The organism is Geodermatophilus sp. SYSU D00525 (assembly GCF_054050475.1).
In genome coordinates, this window is sequence record NZ_JBJGZK010000019.1 from 63,506 (window position 1) to 83,560 (window position 20,055).

The following is a 20,055-nucleotide window of genomic DNA, read 5'->3' on the forward strand; positions in this document are numbered from 1 at the left end:
GGCAGCCGGCAATCGAGTGGCCACCGACAGCTCGGTGGACCGACCAACGCGGCCAGACCGTCAGGACCGGCCCCCCGCCCCTCGACCTCCTCCCGCGACGCCCGCGCCGAGCAGCGCGGCGAGCGCGGCGGTCCCCTCGAACAGCGCCCGGGAGCGGGCGTCGACGTCGGCGTCCCGGGCGGCCAGCGCGGCGAGCACGTCGTCGTGCCGCCCCGCCTCGCGGAACCGCGGCACCAGCTCCCGGAGCGGGCCGATGCGGTACCCGGCCCGCCGGAGCTGGTGGACGATCCGGGCGTCCCGGACGTCGGCCGGCGAGTAGCGGCGGGCCTCGCCGGCTCCCCGCCGCGGGCTGACCAGCCCCTCGGCGTCCCAGTGCCGCAGGGTCGACGGGCGCACGCCGAGGGCCGCGGCGAGCTCGGCGACGCCCATCGCGTCCGAGGGCCGCACGTCCCGGATCGGCTCGCCGGCGATCAGCTCCGCGGCCTCCCGGGCGAGGGCCAGGTCGCGCCGCTCGGCGTCGAGCCGGGCGTGGGCGGCGTCGAGGAGGCGGAGCAGCCGCGGCGGGTCGCGGTGGGCGGCGCGGAGGAGCTCCGCGGCGTGCACCGGGCCGACGGCGCCCGCGAGCGCGCGGTGGGCCAGCGCGGCGCGGACGTGCTCCTCGGTGAAGACGCGGTACCCCGACGCGGTGCGCCCGGCCGCGGGCAGCACGCCCGCGGCCTCGAGGTCGCGCACGTGCTGGACCGAGCACCCGGCCCGCCGGGCGACGTCGACCGTCCGCAGGCCCGACTGGAGACTCCGCACCGGTCCCTCCCCGTCCTCTCGGGCCCGACCCTCCACATGCACCTGAATGCCACGCTCGAGGGCGTGGACATCGACGAGATCATCGGGCACGTCACCTCGCTGGGCGGCGTCCTGGTGCTGCGGCCGGGCCCGGGCGACGGCTCGCCGGAGGCGGCCTGGGGCGACGTCTTCCTCTACTGGGCGCCCGACGGCGTCGTGCCGCGGACGCAGCCGTTCGCGACGGTCGTGACGAAGGACCTGCCCGGCGACCGGTCCTCGCGGCTGGACCGGCCCGGGACGTTCCGCGTGGACGTCGGGGTGGGGCGGGAGGAGTTCACCGCGCTGGTCGGCCGGGCGCCGCGGGAGCCGGCCGGCGACGACGAGCCCGCCCCGGACGCGGCCGACACCGTGCTGGCACACTCGGTCTACGGCGAGCTGGGGTGGGTCTGCGTGGTCGACCCGGGGCCGCGGACCGAGGCGACGGTGCGCGACCTGCTGACCCGCGCCCACGCGCGGGCCCGGGCCCGCCACGGCCGCCGCGCCGCCGCCGGCCGACCCGCCCGCACCGGCTCCTGACCACGGGGGCCGGACACACGACGACCCCGCCCTCGGGAGAGGACGGGGTCGCTGTGCTGTCTCAACCAGACGTGCACCCGAAGGGATTCGAACCCCTAACCTTCTGATCCGTAGTCAGATGCTCTATCCGTTGAGCTACGGGTGCGGCACCGCGCGAGCGGCACGGGAACGAGTGTAGCGGGTGCCGCACGGCCGCCGTCGGGGGCCTGCCCGTGACGGCGGGCACCACCGGCTCGGGGCAGCGGGCTCCGCGGCCGGCCCGCTCAGTCGGCCGGGGTCCGGGGAGTCGGGGGCTCGTACCCGACCGGGTCACCGGCCAGGGTCGCGGCGGCGAGGGCCGGGACGAAGCCCCGCGGTCCCACCCGCCGGCGCAGGGCCCGCTGCCGGGCGGCCCCCGAGCGCGCGGCGAGGCGCGCCTCCAGCAACCGGCGCACCAGGTCGGCGTCCCCGGCCTCCTCGAGGGCCGCCCCGACGTGGTCGAGCAGGCCGGGCAGCACGTCCCGCCCGGGCGTCCACCGCCCGCTGGTGGGATCGAGGAGCAGGCCGCCGAGCCCCCGCCGCGCAGCGGCGACGACCGAGGCCGCCACCGTCGCGTCCGGCAACGGCGGCTGCGGGCAGCCGGCGACCGCCTCCCGCAGCGCGGTGACCACGAGCGCACGGCAGAGGCCGGCGAGCAGCACGGCCTCGGCGACGGTGAGCGCGGCGTCGCCGACCCGGATCTCGACGGTCGGGTAGCGCGGCGAGAGCCGGGCGAACCAGTAGACGCTGGCCGGGTCCAGCGCGTCCCCGGCGGCGATCCGCTCGGCGACCGCCCCGTCCCACGCCGCCGCGTCCGGCAGCCGCGGCGCCAGCGTGGCCGTCGGCCAGGCCCGCAGGACGACGTGCCGGTAGCTGGCCCAGCCGGTGTCCCGGCCGCGCCAGAACGGCGAGTTGGCCCCCAGCGCCAGCAGCACCGGCAGCCAGCCGCACACCCGCTCGACCACCGCCACCCCGAGGTCCCGGGAGGGCACACCCACGTGCACGTGCGTCGCGCAGGTGACGTCCTCCCCGGCCGGGCTCCACCGGTCGAGCATCGACCGGTACCGCGGCGAGGCCGTGACCGCCACGCGCCCGGGCACGCCGGAGGGCGGGGTGCCGCTGGCCACCAGGAGGGCGCCGCGCTCCCCGGCCGCCTCGGCCACCACGCGCCGGGTGCCGACGAGGTCCGCGGCGACGTCGCGCAGGTCCGTCCGCGTCTGGGAGGTGCTCTCGACCTGGAACTGCATGAGCTCGGGCTGGAGGCGCACCTCGCCGGGCAGGGAGCGCAGCAGGTCCGGCGCCAGGGAGACGGTCGAGCCGTCCGGCCGGAGCAGGAGGAACTCCTCCTCGACGCCCATGGTCGTCGCCGCCGCGTGGGGGATCCCGGCGGCGCCCGCGCTCCCGGTCGGCGGGGTGACCGGCACCGGGGACGACGTCACCGGGACCGCCGGGCCGGCCGGCACCGTGTCACGGGGACTCCTCGCGGGGGCCGGGCTCACACCATCGCCGGGGCGGCGACGGTGAAGGGGAGCAGCTCCTGCCGGCCGCCGCGCACGACCACGCAGCTGGACTCGGGGACCTCGTGCCAGGCGCCCCGGAGGTCACCCAGCGGCTCGGACACGATGAGCCGGGCGTCGTCCGTCACCCGGTGCAGCAGCGGGTTGTCCGGGTACTGGGCCCGCAACGTCGAGACGTCGGTGCTGGTGAACAGCGAGCGCGACCGCCCCTCGCTGGAGTACCGGAAGGCCCACAGCGTCTCGCCGTCGGTGGTGACCACGGTCATCTGGACCGGGAAGTCGACCCCGTGCCGTCGGCCGACCTCCTCGACGAGCCCCACGGCCCGGGCCACCGCGGCGGGCGGGTCCTCCTGGAGGCCGAAGGTGAGGGCGAGGTGGAAGAACAGCTCCGAGTCGGTGGAACCCTCGATCTCGGGGAACAGCTCCGGGGCGACGGCCAGCGCCAGGTCGCGCTTGACCCGGTGGAAGTCGGCCAGGGCGCCGTTGTGCGCCCACAGCCAGGTGCCGTGGCGGAACGGGTGGCAGTTGGTCTGCTGGACCGCGGTCCCCGTCGAGGCCCGGATGTGGGCGACCACGAGGGGGGCCTCGACGTGCGCGGAGAGCTCCTGCAGGTTGCGGTCGTTCCAGGCCGGGTCCGTGCTCCGGAACAGCCCGGGCGAGGGCCGGCCGTCGTACCAGCCCACCCCGAAGCCGTCACCGTTGGTCGTCTCGACCCCGAGCCGTGAGTGCAGGCTCTGCACGACCAGCGAGTTCGCCGGCCGGTAGAGCAGGTCCTCGAGCAGGACAGGGTTCCCTGAGTAGGCGAGCCAGCGGCACATGGCGCCATGACAGCGCCCGGGGCGGCGTCGCGCCTCCCCCGCCGGGGATGAGGCGTCGGTTCTGCCGGGAGGCGTGGGCGACGGCGGCACCCGCCCGCGAGGGCGGGTGGACGCAGAGACGCCCGGTCCGGGGACCGGGCGTCGCGCTGAGCACGGGGTCCGCAGCCGGGGGCTCCGCCCGTCGGGCTGCGGGTGCGTGCTGTGCAGTTGTCGTGCGCGGAGGCTCCGGGATTTGAACCCGGGATGGGGGTTAACCCAAACCGCATTAGCAGTGCGGCGCCATAGACCGGACTAGGCGAAGCCTCCCGGGGTCCGGGTCTCCCCCGGAACCACCGGAGGAGAGACTACCAGCGGCCTCCGCGGCCCTCCCGGCCCGGGGTCCGGGCCGGGAGGGCGGGGTCAGACGGCCATCCGCTCCCGCGGGGACGACGCCGCGCGCCGGCCGGGCAGCAGGGTCACCAGCACCGCGGCGGCGGCGCCGGCCACCGCCAGCACCAGGCTGCCGGTCACCCCGTGCGGGCCGTCGATCAGCGCACCGCCGAGCGCCGCGCCGACCGCCGAGGCGCCGGTGGCCATCGTGGACAGCCAGGTGAAGGCCTCCGTGGTGGCGTGTGCCGGGGCGAGCGAGCCGACCAGCGAGTTCTGCACGGTGAGGGTCGGCGCGATGGCCGTCCCGCCGAGGAACAGCAGCGCGCCGAGGACCCACGGGCTCGACGCCGCGGCCAGCGGCGCCAGGCCGATGGTGACGCCGAGCAGCAGCCACCGGTACTGGCGCGGCAGCGAGGCGCTGACCACCCGGGCGCCGAACCACAGGCCGCCCGCGACCGACCCCAGCGACCACAGCGCCAGCAGCAGCCCGGACATCCCGGGCGAGCCGGCGGCGTCGGCGAACGCCGGGATGGCCACCTCGAGCGCGCCGAAGCCGAGCATCAGCGCCGAGCCGCTGACCAGCACCCGCGGCATGCCGGGGGCGAGCACGGTGGCGAAGGGACTGGTGCGCTGGGCGGCCGGCACGGGCGCCCAGTCGCGCAGCGCCCGCGACGTCGCGATGCCCAGCGCGCCGGCCACCGCGAGCACGCCGGCGACGCCGAGCGCCCACGCCGGGCCGGTGAGGACGGCGAGCGTGGCGACCAGCGTGGGGCCGGCGACGAAGACCAGCTCGGTGGCGGTCGCGTCGAGGGCGAAGGCGGTGCCGCGCACCCGCGGGTCCACCCGCGACCACAGCGCCCGCACGGTGCCCGACACCAACGGCGTCGCGGCACCGGCCGCGGCCGACGCGGTGACGACGACCGCGACCGGCGCGCCACCGAGGACGACGGCCACGAGCACGGCGAGCAGCAGGGGGTAGGCGCCGGCCTGGGCGAGCAGGACCGGGCGCGGGGTGCGCCGGTCGGCGAGCCGGCCGAGCACCGGCGCCATGGCCGCCATCGCGAGGCCGTAGGTCGCCGACGCGAGGCCGGCGGCGGCGTAGGAACCGGTCTGCTGCTGCACCATGAGCAGCAGCGCCAGCGGGACCATCGCCGAGGGCAGCCGGCCCGCGAAGCCGGCGAGCAGCAGCACGGGGGCGGACGGCAGGCGCCAGACGGACAGGTACGAACGCACGACGAACTCACTTAGCTGATCGCAAGGGGAACAGTAGGGGGTCAAATCCCGTTGACCCCCTACGACGATAGCAGGGCGGTAGGGAGTCACATGGACTACGACACCTACGGGTCGAACGCGGTGGAGCTGGCCATCGACCTGGCCAACGCCGACCGCGCGGCGGACCCGGACTGGACCGCGTTCCTGCGCACCCACGACGAGTGGTTCACCCCCGAGACGGCGCTGGAGCTCTCCGCCGCCGAGGCCCGCCGCGCCGCCGCCACCGCCGACCTGGTCCGCGCGGTCGCCGTCGCCGGGTCGCAGGACGACGTCATCGCCCGGCTCAACGAGCTGCTCGCCCTGGCCCGGCCGCACCCCTACGCCACCGACCACGACGGCGAGCTCCACCTGCACTACGCCCGCCCCGACGCCTCCGCGCTCGAGCAGCTGACGACGACGGTGGCGATGGGGCTGTCCCACGTGGTGGCCCAGCACGGGTGGCAGCGGCTCGGCGTCTGCTCGGCCGAGGGCTGCGACGACGTCTACGTGGACACCTCGCGCAACGCCAGCCGCCGGTACTGCTCGAACACCTGCGCCAGCCGCTCGACCGTCGCCGCCTACCGGGCCCGCCGCAAGGCCTGAGGCCCCTGTGCAGGGTCCCGCCGCGAGCCTGCGAGCGGTGGGGACAGAGGGGTCCTTCCACTAGCGTCCGGCGGGTGACCCCGCTGCGGCTGCGCCACTGGGACGCCCGGCTGCACGCCGCCGTCGGCGCCCTGCCCGCGAGCCCGGCCGACCGTTGGCTGCGCCGGCTGACCCGGGCGGCCGACCACGGCAAGCTGTGGTTCGCGATCGCGCTGGTGCTCGGGCTGCGCCGCGGGTCGCTGCGGCGGGGCGCGCTGCGGGGCGTGGGGTCGCTGGCGGTGGCCAGCGGGATCGTCAACGCCGTCCTCAAGCGGCTGTTCGGCCGGGTGCGGCCGGACCTGGCGAACCTGGCCACCGACCGCCGGCTGCACCGGGCGCCGCACACCCTCTCCTTCCCGAGCGGCCACTCGTCGTCCGCGGCCGCCTTCGCCACCGGCGTGGCGATGGAGGACCCGCTGGCCGGGGCCGCGCTGGCCCCGCTGGCGGTGGCGGTCGGCTACTCGCGGGTGCACGTGGGCGTGCACTACCCCGGCGACGTCGTCTCGGGGCTGGCCATCGGGGCCGGCGTGGCGCTGGCCGGCCGGCGGTGGTGGCCCGTGCGCCCGACCGAGCCGGCGCGCGTGCGGCCCGCGCGCAGCGCGCCCGCCCTGCCCGACGGGAAGGGCCTCGTGGTCGCCGTCAACCCGCGGTCGGGACCGGAGGGCTACGACCCCGTCGAGGAGATCCGCCGCCTCCTGCCGGGCGCCGAGGTGCTGAGCGCGTCGGAGGGGTGCGGCGTGGGCGACCTGCTCGAGGAGGCGGCGCGGTCGGGGCGGGCGACGGCGCTCGGCGTGGCCGGCGGCGACGGCAGCGTGGCGGCCGCCGCGGCGGTGGCGCTGGAGGCCGGGCTGCCCCTGGCCGTCCTGCCGGCGGGGACGCTCAACCACTTCGCCCGCGACCTCGGGGTGGAGACGCTCGAGCACGCCGCCGACGCGGTGACCGCCGGGCAGGCAGTGTGCGTGGACGTCGCCGACGTCAACGGGGTGCCGTTCCTCAACACCGCGAGCATCGGCGTCTACCCGGACCTCGTGCGGCGCCGGGACGCGCTCGAGGGCCGCCTGGGCCGGTGGACCGCGACCGCCGTGGCGGCGGCGCGGGTGCTGCGCGCCGGGACGCCGGTGTCGATGGTGCTCGACGGGCGGCCGGTGGACGTCTGGATCCTGTTCGTGGGCAACTGCCGCTACACCCCGCGCGGCCTGGCGCCGGCGTGGCGGCCGCGGCTGGAGGACGGCCTGCTCGACGTGCAGTACCTGCGCGCCGACGTGCCGTTCAGCCGCACGCGGGCGGTGCTCGGCGCGCTGCTCGGGGTCAGCGACCGCAGCTCCGGCTACGCCACCTTCGCGACGCCGGAGCTGCACGTGCACCTCTGGTCGGGCCCGCAGCGCGTCGCCTACGACGGCGAGACGGGCGCCGCGTCGTCGTCGTTCGTGTTCGGCAAGCGCGCGCCGCTGACGGTGTACTGCAGCCGCACGTCCTGACCCCCGTGCCGCGGGCGGGCCTCTGCGCCCTCAGCGACCCGGACGACCGGGCGCCGTCCCGGAGCGGACCACGGCCAGGACCGCCACCGCGGCCAGCGCCTCGCCGAGTTCCTCGACGAACGTCGCCGCCGCCCCGGCGCCGCCCGCGAGCGCCTCGACCAGGTGCGTCACGGCGTCCAGGCCCAGCGCGGCGACCGCGTAGCCGGCGAGCGCGGCCACCACCGGCACGGTCGCGGCGACGCGCCAGGCCCGTCCCGCCACCGCCAGCAGCCCCAGTGACGGCGCGGCGACGGCGAGACCGAGGAGCAGCGCCGTCAACGGGGACGTCCCGGCCTCCGCCACCGAGTGCGTGCCGTCCAGCTTGAGGACCGCCAGCGTCAGCCCGGCTGCCGCGACCGCAGCCCACCAGAGCCGGGCCCGGCTGGCGACCGGTCGGCAGGCGCGCCCCGCGAGTGCCGCGACGGTGACGAAGACGCCGGTGGTGAACAGCCGCGGGAGCCCGCCGACCGCGTCGAGGTCGAGCAGCCGGCCCACGGGGGACCCGGCGCACGGCCCCGCCCCGCAGTGCAGCCGGACCACCAGGGCCGCGCCGAAGAGGACGACCGCGACCAGCCCGAGCAGGAGCACCCACCACGCGGGCCGCCACTCGGAGCGGGCCGTCGGGTGCACCGGCCGATCCTCCCGCACCCCCGGCCCGGGGAGGTTTGACCGAGCGCGGGGAGACGCCGATCACTAGGTTCCGATCAGGGTGTCCCGGACCGCTGGGCGGGCACGGGGCACGCGGAAGGTCCCATCGACGGAAGAGGTCATCCATGTTGGTCCGCCGGATCGCCCGGCCCCTGCTCGCCGCGTCGTTCCTCTACGGCGGCGTCGACACCCTGCGCAACCCGCAGACCCGCGTGCCGGGGGCCCAGCCGGTGGTGGACACGATCACCCGGACGGCGGACCAGCAACTGCCGGTCCAGGTGCCGCGCGACACCGAGCAGTGGGTCAAGATCGACGCCGGCATCAAGGTCGGTGCGGGCGCCCTGCTCGCGCTCGGCAAGCTGCCCCGCCTGAGCGCGCTCGCGCTGGCCGGGAGCATCGTCCCGACGACCTTCGCCGGCCACCGCTTCTGGGAGCACGAGGACCCGGAGGAGCGCTTCGGCCAGCTCTCGAACTTCCTCAAGAACGCCGGCCTGCTCGGCGGCCTGCTGATCGCCGCCGTCGACACCGAGGGCCGCCCGTCGGTCGGCTACCGGGCCCGCCGCGCCGCCAGGCGCGCCGCGGAGTCGACGGAGAAGGGCTACGAGAAGGCCACCCGGCGCGCGGCCAAGGCGCAGAAGAAGGCCGCCAGGAAGGCGAGGAAGGCCAGCTGAGCACCCCCCTCGGACCCGCGGCCGCGCTCCGGAGGATCGCCTTCCTCCTGGAGCGCGCCCGCGAGCCCACGCACCGGGTCGCCGCGTTCCGGACCGCGGCGGCCGTCGTCGACACGATCGGGCCCGAGGAGCTCGACCGGCGGATCCGCACGCGCACGCTCACCGACCTGCGGGGCATCGGACCGAAGACCGGCGCCGCGATCGTGCAGGCGCACGCCGGCGAGGTGCCGGAGTACCTGGCCCGGCTCGAGGAGGCCCACTCCGAGCTCGTCCCGCTGGCCGACGACGTGGCGGAGTTCCGCGCCACCCTGCGAGGCGACCTGCACACGCACTCGGACTGGTCCGACGGCGGCAGCCCGATCCGCGAGATGGCCGAGGCGGCCATCGGGCTGGGCCACGAGTACATGGCGCTGACCGACCACTCGCCGCGGCTGACCGTGGCCAACGGGCTGACGCCGGAGCGGCTGGAGCGCCAGCTCGACGTCGTCGCGGAGCTCAACGCGGAGCTCGCGCCCTTCCGGATCCTCACCGGCATCGAGTGCGACATCGACGTCGACGGCAGCCTCGACCAGACCGACGAGCTGCTCGGCCGGCTCGACGTCGTGGTCGCGAGCGTGCACTCCGACCTGCGCGCCGAGTCCGCGGCCATGACCGAGCGGATGCTGGCCGCGGTCGCGAACCCGCACACCGACGTGCTCGGGCACTGCACCGGGCGGCTGCTCATCCCCCGCGAGCAGCGGGAGGGACGGCGGCAGCGGCCGCGGCCGGAGAGCGCCTTCGACGCCGAGGCCGTGTTCACCGCCTGCGTGCAGCACGGCACCGCCGTCGAGATCAACTCGCGGCCCGAGCGGCTGGACCCGCCGCTGCGGCTGCTGTCCCTCGCCGTCGAGCTGGGCTGCGAGTTCGCCATCGACACCGACGCGCACGCCCCCGGCCAGCTGGACTGGCAGGGCAACGGCTGCGAGCGCGCCGTCGAGACCGGCGTCGACCCCGACCGGGTGGTCAACACCTGGACCGCCGACGAGCTGCTCGACTGGACGACGGGCTAGCGCCGGACGACGACGTCCGGCCCGAGGTCGGCCGGTGAGGTCGCACCGGCCAGCGCCAGCACGTGCCGCAGGTGCGCGGCCAGCGCCTCCAGCGTCGCGGTGACCCCGGAGGCGCCGTCGGCGGCCAGCCCCCACAGCACCGGCCGGCCGACCAGCACCGCGTCGGCGCCCAGCGCCAGCGCGACGAGGGCGTCGGTACCGCTGCGGATCCCGCCGTCGACCAGGACCGGCACCCGGCCCCCGACCGCCTCGACCACGTCGGGCAGCGCGTGCGCGCTCGGCACCACCCGGTCCAGCTGCCGCCCGCCGTGCGTGGAGACGACGACGCCGGCCGCGCCCGCCTCGACGCAGCGGTCCGCCTCGTCGCCGCGCAGCACGCCCTTGACCAGGACCGGCAGCCCCGAGACCCCGGCCAGCCGGCCGATCGCGTCCGGGGTCGCCGACGGGTCCTGCTCGGCCGCCTCGCGGGCCACGGCCCCGGGCACCAGGTGCTGCGCGAGGTTGACGAGGAAGACGTCGTCGGGGACCGCGATGCGGACGCCGGCCACCCGGTCCTTGCGGCCGACGTACGGGGTGTCGACGGTGAGGACGACCGCGCGCGCCCCGGCCGCCGCGGCCCGCTGCACGAGCGCCTCGGTGAGCCCGCGGTCGCGCATCAGGTAGGCCTGGAACCACCACGGGCCGGTCGCGGCGGCGCCGACGTCCTCCAGCGTCCGGGAGGCCCGGGTGGAGACGACGGTCAGGCACCCGGCGTCGCCGGCGCCGCGCACGGTCGCGCACTCGCCGTCCGGGTGCGCCAGCGCGTGGAAGGCCGTCGGCGCGACGGCGAACGGCGAGGCGGCCTCCGCGCCCGGCAGCCGGGTGGTCAGGTCGACGCCGGACACGTCGCGCAGCACCCGCGGCCGCAGCCGGAAGTCCCGCCACGCCGCCTCGGCCTCGCCCAGGGTGACCTCGTCGCCGGCACCGGCCTCGTAGTAGTCCCACACCTCGGACGGGAGCGCGGCGCGGGCCCGTTCCCGGGAGTCGGTCAGCACCGGCAGCACGTCCGCATCCTCGTCGTCCCCGACCGGCCGGGGAACACGAGGTGAACGGCCGTGTTTGGGAACGGCCCCGTCGGGGAACGGCCGCGTCGGGGTCAGGTCGGCCCGGGGGAACCGAGCGGTCTCGAGGAGTGGCCGTGGTCGTCGCTCTGATCTGCGTGGCGTGGCTGTCGTTCGGTCTGCCAGTCGCCGTCGTCCTCGGACGGGCCCTGCACCACGCCGAGGTCGCCGACCGGGGCGCCCCCGTTGCCGACGCCCACCCGCGCACCGGCCTCCGGCCGGCCGCCCGCTGGCTCGCGGCCGGCTGACGTCCGCGGCGCTCAGTCCTGCGCGACGGGGACCCGCTGCGCAGGCGCCTCGAGGGACAGCGCGTCGTCGCGGCGGCGCAGCCAGGACGCCGGGAGCACCAGGCGCGGCGCCACACCGACGAGGACGGCCATGAGCACCGCGACGGCGGACAGCGCCTCGCCGGACTCCTCGACGAAGGTCGCCATCGCGTACCACTGCGCGCCGACCCAGCCCGAGACGGCGGACAGCCCGACCGCGGCGACGGCGTAGAGGCCGAGGGTGCTCAGCACCCGGCGCCGGTCGCGGCGCTCGGCGCGGCTGAGGAACGCGAGGACGGCCAGCACGGCCCCGGCGGCGAGGACGCTCACCACGACGGCGCCCGCGGGCGAGACGACGGCCGACAGCGCCTGTACGGCATCGACGTGCACGGTGCTGCCGGCCTTGACCGCGGCGATCCCGCCGGCCACCGCGCCGACGGCCAGCCACCAGGTGCGCCGGCCGGGATTGCGCGCCGCGCCGGCGACCGCGGCCAGGGCGGCGGCGGCGAACAGGGCCGCGACGTACATCCGCGGCAGCGAGTACGGGGCGTCCATGGACAGGACGCGGGCGACCTGGCCGGTCGTCCCGCGCAGGTGCAGCGCGTAGCCGACCGCCTCCAGCGCCACGGCCAGACCGGCCAGGCCGACGCCGACCGGCGGCAGCGGCACGCGCCGGCGGGCCGGGCGGGCGGCCGGCCGCGCGGCGGCCCGGGCGCCACCGAGCACCGCGGGCGTCAGCGGCTCCTCGACCCCGGTGCCCGGCGAGCGGCGGTCCGCCAGCCGGATGCCGCGGCCCAGGACGACGCCGAGCACGACGGCGACGACCACCCACGCGGCGAGTACGCCGACGATCCACGTCCACACGTGCGCAGCATCGGCAGGTCCGGGTCCGGACGTGACAGTCCGGTCACACCACAGGGGTGGACGGGGCCGGTGGGCCGACTCTGACGGGTGAGGCGACACCGCTCCGTCGTGACCGCGTGTGGTCGCCGCCACGTCCCGGCGGGCGGCGCACCAGGGCCCCCGGACCGCTTCGAGAGTGGCGTTCACCACATCCGAGCCGCCGGCGAGGCGTGCCGGTCACGGCCCGGAGGGCATCGGTCGCGGACCGTTCTCCGGTCGCTTCCGCGCGACCCGGCCGTCCGGAGATGCGTGCCAGACTCGCGGCAACCTCCGTGTCAGCGCTGACGGGTGAGGACCGGCAGCTCTTCCCACGGGGGTCCGACAGTGCTCGACGCCATGCCCACGCACGTCCGCGGAGCCGGTCACGGCGACCACTCCGGTCACGGAGCGTGGCGATACGGCCCGGGTGTCGTGGCCGTCGCCGCCCTCCTGACCGGCACGCTGCTGCTCCCCTCGATCCAGGACCGCGGGCTGGTCCTCGGCATCACGGTGGCGGTCGGGGTGCTCGTCGTCGGCGGGCTGGCGCTCGCCTGGCCGCGGGAGGCCGGCGGCCGGCCCCTCGGCACCGTCGGCCAGCTGGTCCTGCACCTGACCCCGGTCCTGCTGCTCAGCACCGTGTTCCCGCTGGTCGACGAGGAGATCAGTGCCGCCCGGATCGGCGGCGTCGGCCTGACCGGCGTGGTCCTCGCCTCCTCGATGACCGTCCCCTGGCTCAGCCAGTCGGTCTGCATGCCGCTGTACCGCGGCATCGGCGACACGTTGCACCGGTCGGACCCCGACGCCCTGCTGGTCGCCTTCTGCCGCGCCTGGCCGCTGATCGCGCTGCGCTCGCTGTCGGTGGTGGCGCTGTTCGCCGTCCCCGTGCAACTGGTCCTCGACTGGCCGCTCGAGGTGCTCGGCGCCTACCTCGCGCTCACCGTCGCGCACCTGCTCTTCGTGCAGCTCCTGGTGCTCACCAACCGGCCCGACCACCGCGGGCTGTGGGCGGCGGCCTGGGCCGCGTACGCCGCCGCGCTCTTCACCGCGCCGACGCTGTGGATCCTGCCGCCGCTGGCCGGGATCGCCGTGCTGCTGGTCCCGCTGTGCCGCCACGTCCGGCAGCTGGCCGACCCCCTCGTCCTCGACCGCCGGGACGTCGTCGCGGACCTGGTGCGCGGGTTGCTGCTCGGTGCGGTCCTGTGGGCGGACAAGTACGTCTTCCTGCTGGCGGCCGGGCGCGACTTCGCCGTCGACACCGTGTTCCTCGCCCTGCTGCCGGCGATCCTCGCCTACAACGCCTACTTCGTCCTCTTCGCGCCACGCTTCGACCGGGAGGTCGGCCGGCTGCGGGCGGCGATGGAGGACGAGCCGCTGGACCGGCTGCACCGCCACTCGTCCCGGCTGGCCGGCGCGGTCACCTCCGCGATCCTGTCCACCGGGCTCGCCGGCGCCGCGCTCGTCCTGGTGGTCACCGGCGGCGTCGTCACCTGGGAGCCCCGGGCCGCGGGGCTGACCGCCGCGGTCGCCGTCGCGTCCTGGACGTTCATGATGACGACCGTCGTCTCCTACAAGCTCGACTACGTCGGGCAGCGGGCGCTCGCACAGGGCCTCGGCGCCCTGCACCTGGCCGCGTGCGTCGCGGCGTTCCTCCTGCTGCCCCCGGGTCCCGCCGTCTACCTCGCGCTCGCCGGCGTCGAGCTGGTGCTCCTGGCCGTGGCCCTGCGCAGCTGCCTGCGCCACTGGGGCCGGCCGGAGTACAGCCTGTTCTGGCGCCACGCGACGTCCTGGTGACCCCCTCCCCCGACCCTCCGACCCACCGCCGCGCACCGGGTACCAGCACCGAGCACGAGGAGGCCCTGCAGGGATGGCATCCCAGCCCGCCTACGAAGACGTCGACGTCGCGATCGTCATGGAGTCGACCTACCCCTACCTCAAGGGCGGCGTCTCCGCGGTCGTCCACGACATCGTGGTGGAGAACCCCGACCTGACCTTCGGGATCATCCACGTCACCTGGGACTCCGCCAGCCCGCAGGAGGACCTCTACGGCATGCCCTCCAACGTCCGCTGGGTGCACCCGCTCTACCTGAGCATGCAGGAGCACCAGGCCGACTTCCGCGACCTGACGCCGCGGGACCTGGGGATGTCCGCGCGGGGGCGCCGGGCCCTGGCCCACCGCCTGTTCGACGCCCTGGAGTCCGTCGTCGCCGGCGACCCCGACCCCGTGTGGTCCCTCTACGACGAGGGGATGAACCCGCGCACCCGGCGCTACCCGCTGTGGGCGCTGCTCGGGACGCAGGAGTTCATGCAGGTCCTGCAGCAGCGGTGGTCCGGCCTCGGCCTGTCGCTGGTGGACACGTTCTGGCTGATGCGGGAGTTCTTCTCCCTCGCCTGCGCCGTCCTCGGCAACGACCTGCCGCGGGCGCGGGTCTACCACGCCCACACCACCGGCTACGCCACGCTGATGGGTGCGGCGGCGGCCCGGCAGAACGGCGGGCGGTTCCTGCTCACCGAGCACAACCTCTACGTCCGCGACACCGTGAACCTGCTGCTCGACCGCGACATGGCGCTGCCGGTGACCGCCACCGACTGGCGGACCTTCGACGTCCCGCCGACCCAGCGCGCGTGGATGACCTGGTGGATCGAGATGGGCCGGCTCTGCTACCCGAGCGCCGAGGTGATCACCTACCTGTACCCCAAGGCGATCACCGAGGCCGCCGACCTCGGGGCGCCGGTGGAGAAGAGCGTGGTCATCCCCAACGGCATGGTGCCCGCGGCGGTGGAGCCGGCGTACCAGCAGCGGCTGCGCGCGCTCGAGGACATCGCCCGGACGCCGGAGGGCCGCGTGTGGCGGCTGGCCTACATCGCCCGCGTCGTCCCCATCAAGGGCATGCTCGACCTCCTCGACACCGTGCACCTGCTGCTGCAGCGCGGCGTCACGGACTTCCACCTCGACGCGCTCGGCCCCACCGACCACGTCCCGGAGTACTACGCGGCCTGCCTGGAGAAGGTGGAGCGGCTGGGCCTGTCCTCGCACGTCACCTTCCGCGGCGTGGTCGACGTCAAGGCCGAGATCGGGAACTACGACCTGCTCGTGCTGCCCAGCTACAACGAGGGCCAGCCGATCGTCGTCCTCGAGGCGATGACCGCCGGGATCCCGACCGTCGGGACCGAGGTGGGTGGCATGGCGCAGCTGGTCGAGGACCCGCTGACCAGCGGGTCCGGGCACACGTGGGGACCGTGCGGCATGCTCGTGGACCCGCTGCACAAGGCGCCGAACATGGCCGCGCAGCTCGCCGACGGACTGGCCCGGCTGATGGGCGACCCGGCGCTGTACGCCGAGTACGCCCGCAACGCCCGGGGCCGGGTCGAGGACTTCTTCCAGCTCGTCGACGCCATGCGGGCCTACAACGACCTCTACCGCGAGCTCGGCGGCCTGCCGACCCGGGACGCGGCAGCGGTCGCCGGCCCCGGGCCGGGGAGCGCGCCCGCGGTCGAGCCGGTGGTCCGGGAGGTCCCGGCGGGCACGGACGTCGTCCACCGTCCCCGCCGGTCGCGTCCGGGCTTCCTCGGCGTGCGTCCGGCCACCTAAGATCGCCGGGCCCGTCGACGGTGACGGGCGTGCGGTCAAGCACCGCACGGGACGTGCCGATGGAGCTCCCGTGGCCTCTCTGCTGTTGCTCGGTGCACTGCTCGTCGTCCCCTGGCTGCTGGCGGCACGTCCCGGCTCCGCACCGCGCACGGGGACGCCCGCCTGGACCCCTCCCGTCCAGCAGCCGGTGCGACCGTGGGCCGACCCCGACGAGTGGTGGCGCGAGTCCTCCCCGTTGCCCTCCCGCACGGCCGCCCGGCAGCCCGCTCCCGCCCTCGAGGTCTGACCACCTCCCCTGTGGTGCGTGGGGCGGCTGCGACTGCCCGGTAGACGCAGCGCTGTGTGCTTGCTTGACTACTCCACGCACACGGACGGACCGGTCCTCCGCCCTCCCCGCGGGACGGCGCCGGCCCGTCCCCTGGCGGGAGGTGGCGGGTGGGCGCGCACACGGCGGACGGTCCGGAGGCGCGGCTCCGCCGGCGCAGGAGCGGTCGTCGCCTGCGCTGGCTCTCCGGAGGGGTCGGTGCGCTGGTCCTGGCGGTGACCGTGACGGTGGCGCCCTCCGCGCCCGCCGACGTCGCCACGGAGGCAGCCGCCCGCTCCTCGCTGGACGCGCGCTGCGCCGACCGCACGCCCTGCGTCCGGGGAGCCCTCCGCGCCACCGCCGCCGTGCTCAGCCCGGGCCGTCGCCGCCCGCCCGCGCCGGCCCCGACGACGGCACCGTCCCCGGCCGCGACGACGGCGCCGTCCCCGGCCGCGACGACGGCGCCCACCACGGCGGCACCCGTCACGACGACGCCGGCCCCGGTCACCGCCTCACCCGCCGCGACCGCGCCCGTCGGCGTCACCTACGCGCCCACCGACGCGGTCATCGCCAACCCCGAGCGCGGCTTCACCCACTACACCGAGACCCGCTGGTCCCCCGACGGCGGCGCGTACGCGCCGCTGGACGTCGGCACGCTGACGGCGTGGCGGACGACCGAGGCGGTGACGCTGGTCTACCGCGTGTTCTACCTGGGCGGGCTGGCCGACCAGGACTCCGTCGACGCCCGGTTCCTCGCGCAGGTCGCCGCCGACCTCGACGCCGCCCGTGCCGCGGGGGTGCAGCTGGTGGTCCGCTTCGCCTACTCCCCCGACAGCGGCCACGACGCACCCCCGGACCGCGCGGTCGCGCACGTCCGGCAGCTCGCGCCGGTGCTGAACTCCGGCTCCGACGTCGTCGCGGTGCTGCAGGCGGGCTTCGTGGGCCGCTGGGGCGAGTGGTACTACTCCGAGCAGTACGCCTCCGACCCCGCGAACCCCTGGGTCCTCACCGACGCCGACTGGGCCCGCCGGGGCCAGGTGCTCGGCGCCCTCCTCGACGCGACGTCGCCGGACATCCCGGTGCAGGTGCGCTACCCCGCGATCAAACAGCGCCTGGTGAGCGGCGCGGACGCCGCGCGGGTCGGGGTGCACAACGACTGCTTCCTGGCCAGTGACACCGACATGGGCACGTTCGCCTCGGACGGGGACCGGACCTGGCTGGCCACCGAGTCGGCGACGGTGCCGGTCGGCGGCGAGACGTGCGGGACGTACGGCACCCGCTCGCAGTGGCCCACCGCCGCCACGGAGCTGGCCCGCTACCACTGGACCTTCCTCAACGCCGACTTCCACCGGGACGTCCTCGACTCGTGGGGCGGGGACGGCCTGACGACCGCCGCCCGCTCGCTGGGGTACCGGCTGCGGCTGGTGTCCGGCTCGTTCCCGGCCACGGCGCAGCCGGGCGGGACGGTGCGCCTGACGCTGACGCTGGTCAACGACGGCTGGGCCGTCCCGATGTCGGACCGGCCGGTGCAGGTGGTGTTCGGCCAGGGCGCGCAGACGATCGTCCGCCCGGTCCCCGTACAGGTCCGGAGCCTCACGCCGGGGACGACCCGCACGTTCGCCCTCGACGTCGCGGTGCCGACGGCGCCGGGCCCGTGGACGCTCGCCCTGGCGCTGCCCGACGCGGCACCGTCCCTGGCCGCGGACCCGGCCTACGCCGTCCGGCTGGCCAACGAGGGGCTGTGGGACCCGGCGACCGGCCGCAACGACCTCCGGCACGTCCTCACCGTGGGCTGACCTGCCCCGGGCGCGGCGCACCTGACAGGCTGCTGGCATGGTCACCCGCCGCGGCGCCTGGATCCGGTACCAGGACCCCCTGTCGGACGAGCAGCTGGACTTCGCGGTCGAGCACTACCAGGTCGCCATCCTGCAACCCTGGGAGTCCGCGGCGGCCGCCCGGCTGAAGGAGCAGCGGCCGGACATGACCGTGCTCGCCTACAAGTGCCTGTCCTCGGTGCGCGACTTCGAGACCGGCCCGGTCTTCACCTCCGGGGTCAGCCTCGAGGAGGCCGAGGAGGCGGGCGAGGAGTGGTTCGCCCACCGCGAGGACGGCAGCCGCATCGAGTGGGCGACCTACCCCGGCCACTGGCAGATGGCGGTGTGGGACCCGGACTACCGCGAGCGGTGGTGCGACGACGTGGTCGACTTCCTCGAGGACACCCCGTGGGACGGCGTCATGGCCGACAACGACGTCTTCGACGACTACTACGGGCTGCGGCCGCCGATCGAGGGCGGGCGGACGATGGCCGACCTGCGCCGCACGATGGACGAGTTCGTGCCGCAGGCGGGCAAGCGGCTCAACGACGTCGGGAAGCTGCTGGTCCCCAACATCGCCGAGTCCCGGCGCGACCCGGGGCGCTGGGCGCGGCACGCCGCGTACGGCGGGGGCTTCGAGGAGGTCTTCCTCGCCTGGGGGCCGGGGGACTTCCTGGACCCGGTCAGCGCCCTCGCCCAGATGGAGGAGCTGGCCGGCCCGGGGATCACCGTCGTGCGGACGGCGACCGACGGCCGGGACGACCACCCCAACTTCCTCTACGGGCTGGCCGCGCTGTTCGTCTTCGGGCCGCAGGAGCGGGCGTACTACTCGGCCACCGACCACGACGGGTACAGCGGGACACCGTTCCGGCCCGAGCTCGAGTGGGACCTCGGCGCCCCGCTCGGCCGGCCCCAGCAGCGCGGCAACGCGTGGTGGCGCGAGTTCGAGGACGGCTGGGCCGGGGTGAACCTCAACGAGAGCAAGCGCCGCAAGGTCGCCCTGACCGTCCCGCCGGGGCTGCGGACGGCGACCGGGGAGCCCGCACCGGCGAAGGTCACCCTCCAGCCGCACGAGGGCGCGGTCTACCGGCGCTGAGCGCCCGTCCAGCCCTCCCACGCCGAGGACACCATGGCGCGGACGTCGTGCCGCGCCGTCCAGCCCAGCGCCGCGCGGATCCGGTCCGCGGAGGCGACCACCCGGGCCGGGTCCCCGGCGCGCGGCGGGACGACGACCGGCTCGGACCACGCCTCCCCCGCCGTCCCGGTGACCTCCCGGACGATCTGCACCATCTCCCGGACCGAGACGCCCTCGCCGCGGCCGACGTTCGCCGTCAGCGCGGTCACCCGGCCGTCGGTGAGGCCGCGCGCGGCGGCCACGTGGGCGGTGGCGATGTCGGCGACGTGCACGAAGTCGCGGATGCAGGTGCCGTCGGGGGTGTCGTACGTGTCGCCGAAGACGAGTGGGGGCTGCCCGTCCTGGAGCCGCTGGAAGACCATCGGGACCAGGTTGGAGACACCGCGGTCGGTGAGCTCGGGCGCCGCGGTCCCGGCGACGTTGAAGTAGCGCAGGCTGGCGTGGCGGAGGCCGGTGGCGGCCGCGACCTCGGCGACCATCCGCTCCCCGACCAGCTTCGTCGTCCCGTAGGGGTTCACCGGGCGGCAGGGGGTGTCCTCGTCGACGAGGTCGACGTCGGGCATGCCGTAGACGGCCGCGCTGGAGGAGAAGAGGAACCGGTCGACGCCGGCGCCCGTCGCCTCCTCGAGCAGGACGCGCAGGCCCTCGACGTTCTCGCGGTAGTAGTGCAGCGGGCGGCGGACGGACTCCTCGACCTGCTTCTTCGCCGCCACGTGGACGACGCCGGTGACGCCGTGCTCCCGCAGCGCGCGGCCGAGGAGGGGCCCGTCGAGGACGCTGCCGACGACCACGGGGACGCCGGGGACGCGGTCGGCGTCGCCGGTGGAGAGGTCGTCGAGGACGACCACCCGCTCCCCCGCCGCCTGCATGGCGACGACCACGTGCGCGCCGATGTAGCCGGCGCCGCCGGTCACGAGCCAGGTCACCAGCCGAGCCTAGGTGCCGCGGGGGCCCGGCCGGGGGTCCGTCGGGTCACACCGGTTCAGCCGGCGCGGCGGCCGAGGGCGCGGTGGGTCCAGCCGGCGGCGGTCCAGGCCTCCCGGTCCAGGGCGTTGCGGCCGTCGAGCACCCGCTTCTGCTGCACGACCTGCCCGAAGGTGACCGGGTCC

General features: G+C 76.2%; 19 protein-coding genes and 2 tRNA genes. 11 read left to right on the forward strand and 10 right to left on the reverse strand.

All coding sequences use genetic code 11. The annotated features are described in order from the left end of the window. Nucleotides 1–60 precede the first annotated feature (60 nt). Nucleotides 61–801, reverse strand: coding sequence for a MerR family transcriptional regulator (locus tag ACI796_RS16020; RefSeq protein WP_456942219.1), 741 nt, complete (start codon nt 799–801; stop codon nt 61–63). Nucleotides 802–837: 36 nt separating this feature from the next. On the opposite strand from ACI796_RS16020, the gene ACI796_RS16025 reads away from it, so the two are divergent. Next, a complete protein-coding gene (locus ACI796_RS16025) occupies nt 838–1,356 on the forward strand; it encodes a DUF6194 family protein (RefSeq protein WP_456942220.1) in 519 nt (172 codons plus the stop codon). Between the two features lie 72 nt (nt 1,357–1,428). Here the strand turns inward: ACI796_RS16025 and ACI796_RS16030 are convergent. The 5 genes from ACI796_RS16030 to ACI796_RS16050 all read right to left on the reverse strand — a co-directional run bounded on the left by ACI796_RS16030 (nt 1,429) and on the right by ACI796_RS16050 (nt 5,311). Next, nucleotides 1,429–1,501: transfer RNA gene (locus tag ACI796_RS16030), tRNA-Arg, on the reverse strand. Nucleotides 1,502–1,619: 118 nt separating this feature from the next. Then, complete coding sequence (locus ACI796_RS16035) at nt 1,620–2,837, reverse strand: carboxylate-amine ligase (protein ID WP_456942221.1); 1,218 nt, start codon at nt 2,835–2,837, stop codon at nt 1,620–1,622. Nucleotides 2,838–2,869: 32 nt separating this feature from the next. Beyond that, nucleotides 2,870–3,709 carry a class II glutamine amidotransferase gene (locus ACI796_RS16040; protein WP_456942222.1) on the reverse strand — a complete coding sequence of 280 codons (840 nt, stop codon included), beginning with the start codon at nt 3,707–3,709 and terminating at the stop codon, nt 2,870–2,872. Nucleotides 3,710–3,926: 217 nt separating this feature from the next. After that, nucleotides 3,927–4,015 (reverse strand) — tRNA-Ser (locus tag ACI796_RS16045). A 93-nt stretch (nt 4,016–4,108) separates the two neighbouring features. After that, nucleotides 4,109–5,311: an MFS transporter gene (locus tag ACI796_RS16050; protein ID WP_456942223.1), complete on the reverse strand. Its 1,203-nt coding sequence runs from the start codon at nt 5,309–5,311 to the stop codon at nt 4,109–4,111. 90 nt (nt 5,312–5,401) lie between these two features. On the opposite strand from ACI796_RS16050, the gene ACI796_RS16055 reads away from it, so the two are divergent. Both ACI796_RS16055 and ACI796_RS16060 read left to right on the forward strand, forming a co-directional pair. After that, nucleotides 5,402–5,932, forward strand: a complete 531-nt coding sequence (locus tag ACI796_RS16055) for a CGNR zinc finger domain-containing protein (RefSeq protein WP_456942224.1) — start codon at nt 5,402–5,404, stop codon at nt 5,930–5,932. 74 nt (nt 5,933–6,006) lie between these two features. Then, nucleotides 6,007–7,449, forward strand: coding sequence for a phosphatase PAP2 family protein (locus ACI796_RS16060; RefSeq protein ID WP_456942225.1), 1,443 nt, complete (start codon nt 6,007–6,009; stop codon nt 7,447–7,449). 30 nt (nt 7,450–7,479) lie between these two features. On the opposite strand, the gene ACI796_RS16065 is transcribed toward ACI796_RS16060, so the two are convergent. Further along, a complete protein-coding gene (locus ACI796_RS16065) occupies nt 7,480–8,118 on the reverse strand; it encodes a hypothetical protein (RefSeq protein WP_456942226.1) in 639 nt (212 codons plus the stop codon). A 143-nt stretch (nt 8,119–8,261) separates the two neighbouring features. Between ACI796_RS16065 and ACI796_RS16070 the strand changes: the two genes are divergently transcribed. Both ACI796_RS16070 and ACI796_RS16075 read left to right on the forward strand, forming a co-directional pair. Continuing rightward, nucleotides 8,262–8,807 (forward strand): DoxX family protein, encoded by a 546-nt coding sequence (locus ACI796_RS16070; protein ID WP_456942227.1) that lies wholly within the window; start codon nt 8,262–8,264, stop codon nt 8,805–8,807. After that, nucleotides 8,804–9,856, forward strand: coding sequence for a PHP domain-containing protein (locus ACI796_RS16075; RefSeq protein WP_456942237.1), 1,053 nt, complete (start codon nt 8,804–8,806; stop codon nt 9,854–9,856). Before ACI796_RS16070 ends, ACI796_RS16075 begins: the two co-directional genes overlap by 4 nt. Here the strand turns inward: ACI796_RS16075 and ACI796_RS16080 are convergent. Further along, the gene (locus ACI796_RS16080; RefSeq protein ID WP_456942228.1) at nt 9,853–10,899 is read right to left on the reverse strand and encodes an alpha-hydroxy acid oxidase; all 1,047 of its coding nucleotides are present in this window, start codon (nt 10,897–10,899) and stop codon (nt 9,853–9,855) included. The genes ACI796_RS16075 and ACI796_RS16080 overlap by 4 nt on opposite strands. A gap of 134 nt (nt 10,900–11,033) precedes the next feature. Between ACI796_RS16080 and ACI796_RS16085 the strand changes: the two genes are divergently transcribed. After that, entirely contained in the window at nt 11,034–11,204 is a 171-nt protein-coding gene (locus ACI796_RS16085; protein ID WP_456942229.1) for a hypothetical protein, read from the forward strand. A 12-nt stretch (nt 11,205–11,216) separates the two neighbouring features. Here ACI796_RS16085 and ACI796_RS16090 read toward each other — a convergent pair whose 3' ends face one another. Then, on the reverse strand, nt 11,217–12,086 hold the full coding sequence (locus tag ACI796_RS16090; RefSeq protein WP_456942230.1) for a hypothetical protein: 870 nt from the start codon (nt 12,084–12,086) through the stop codon (nt 11,217–11,219). 450 nt (nt 12,087–12,536) lie between these two features. Between ACI796_RS16090 and ACI796_RS16095 the strand changes: the two genes are divergently transcribed. The 5 genes from ACI796_RS16095 to ACI796_RS16115 all read left to right on the forward strand — a co-directional run bounded on the left by ACI796_RS16095 (nt 12,537) and on the right by ACI796_RS16115 (nt 18,907). After that, nucleotides 12,537–13,895, forward strand: coding sequence for a hypothetical protein (locus ACI796_RS16095; protein WP_456942231.1), 1,359 nt, complete (start codon nt 12,537–12,539; stop codon nt 13,893–13,895). Between the two features lie 73 nt (nt 13,896–13,968). Continuing rightward, complete coding sequence (pelF, locus tag ACI796_RS16100; RefSeq protein ID WP_456942232.1) at nt 13,969–15,693, forward strand: GT4 family glycosyltransferase PelF; 1,725 nt, start codon at nt 13,969–13,971, stop codon at nt 15,691–15,693. Nucleotides 15,694–15,763: 70 nt separating this feature from the next. Beyond that, the gene (locus ACI796_RS16105) at nt 15,764–15,979 is read left to right on the forward strand and encodes a hypothetical protein (protein WP_456942233.1); all 216 of its coding nucleotides are present in this window, start codon (nt 15,764–15,766) and stop codon (nt 15,977–15,979) included. A gap of 254 nt (nt 15,980–16,233) precedes the next feature. Continuing rightward, the gene (locus ACI796_RS16110) at nt 16,234–17,793 is read left to right on the forward strand and encodes a DUF4832 domain-containing protein (protein ID WP_456942234.1); all 1,560 of its coding nucleotides are present in this window, start codon (nt 16,234–16,236) and stop codon (nt 17,791–17,793) included. Nucleotides 17,794–17,830: 37 nt separating this feature from the next. After that, complete coding sequence (locus ACI796_RS16115) at nt 17,831–18,907, forward strand: putative glycoside hydrolase (protein ID WP_456942235.1); 1,077 nt, start codon at nt 17,831–17,833, stop codon at nt 18,905–18,907. Here ACI796_RS16115 and galE read toward each other — a convergent pair. Next, entirely contained in the window at nt 18,895–19,872 is a 978-nt protein-coding gene (gene galE, locus ACI796_RS16120) for a UDP-glucose 4-epimerase GalE (protein WP_456942236.1), read from the reverse strand. The genes ACI796_RS16115 and galE overlap by 13 nt on opposite strands. Between the last annotated feature and the right edge of the window lie 183 nt (nt 19,873–20,055).

What these genes read in the sequence shown, in the direction of transcription:
- ACI796_RS16025 (WP_456942220.1), top strand. Translation starts at nt 838, where the DNA reads ATGCACCTGAATGCCACGCTCGAGGGCGTGGACATCGACGAGATCATC.
- ACI796_RS16040 (WP_456942222.1), bottom strand. Translation starts at nt 3,709, where the DNA reads ATGTGCCGCTGGCTCGCCTACTCAGGGAACCCTGTCCTGCTCGAGGAC.
- ACI796_RS16055 (WP_456942224.1), top strand. Translation starts at nt 5,402, where the DNA reads ATGGACTACGACACCTACGGGTCGAACGCGGTGGAGCTGGCCATCGAC.
- ACI796_RS16070 (WP_456942227.1), top strand. Translation starts at nt 8,262, where the DNA reads ATGTTGGTCCGCCGGATCGCCCGGCCCCTGCTCGCCGCGTCGTTCCTC.
- pelF (WP_456942232.1), top strand. Translation starts at nt 13,969, where the DNA reads ATGGCATCCCAGCCCGCCTACGAAGACGTCGACGTCGCGATCGTCATG.
- ACI796_RS16115 (WP_456942235.1), top strand. Translation starts at nt 17,831, where the DNA reads ATGGTCACCCGCCGCGGCGCCTGGATCCGGTACCAGGACCCCCTGTCG.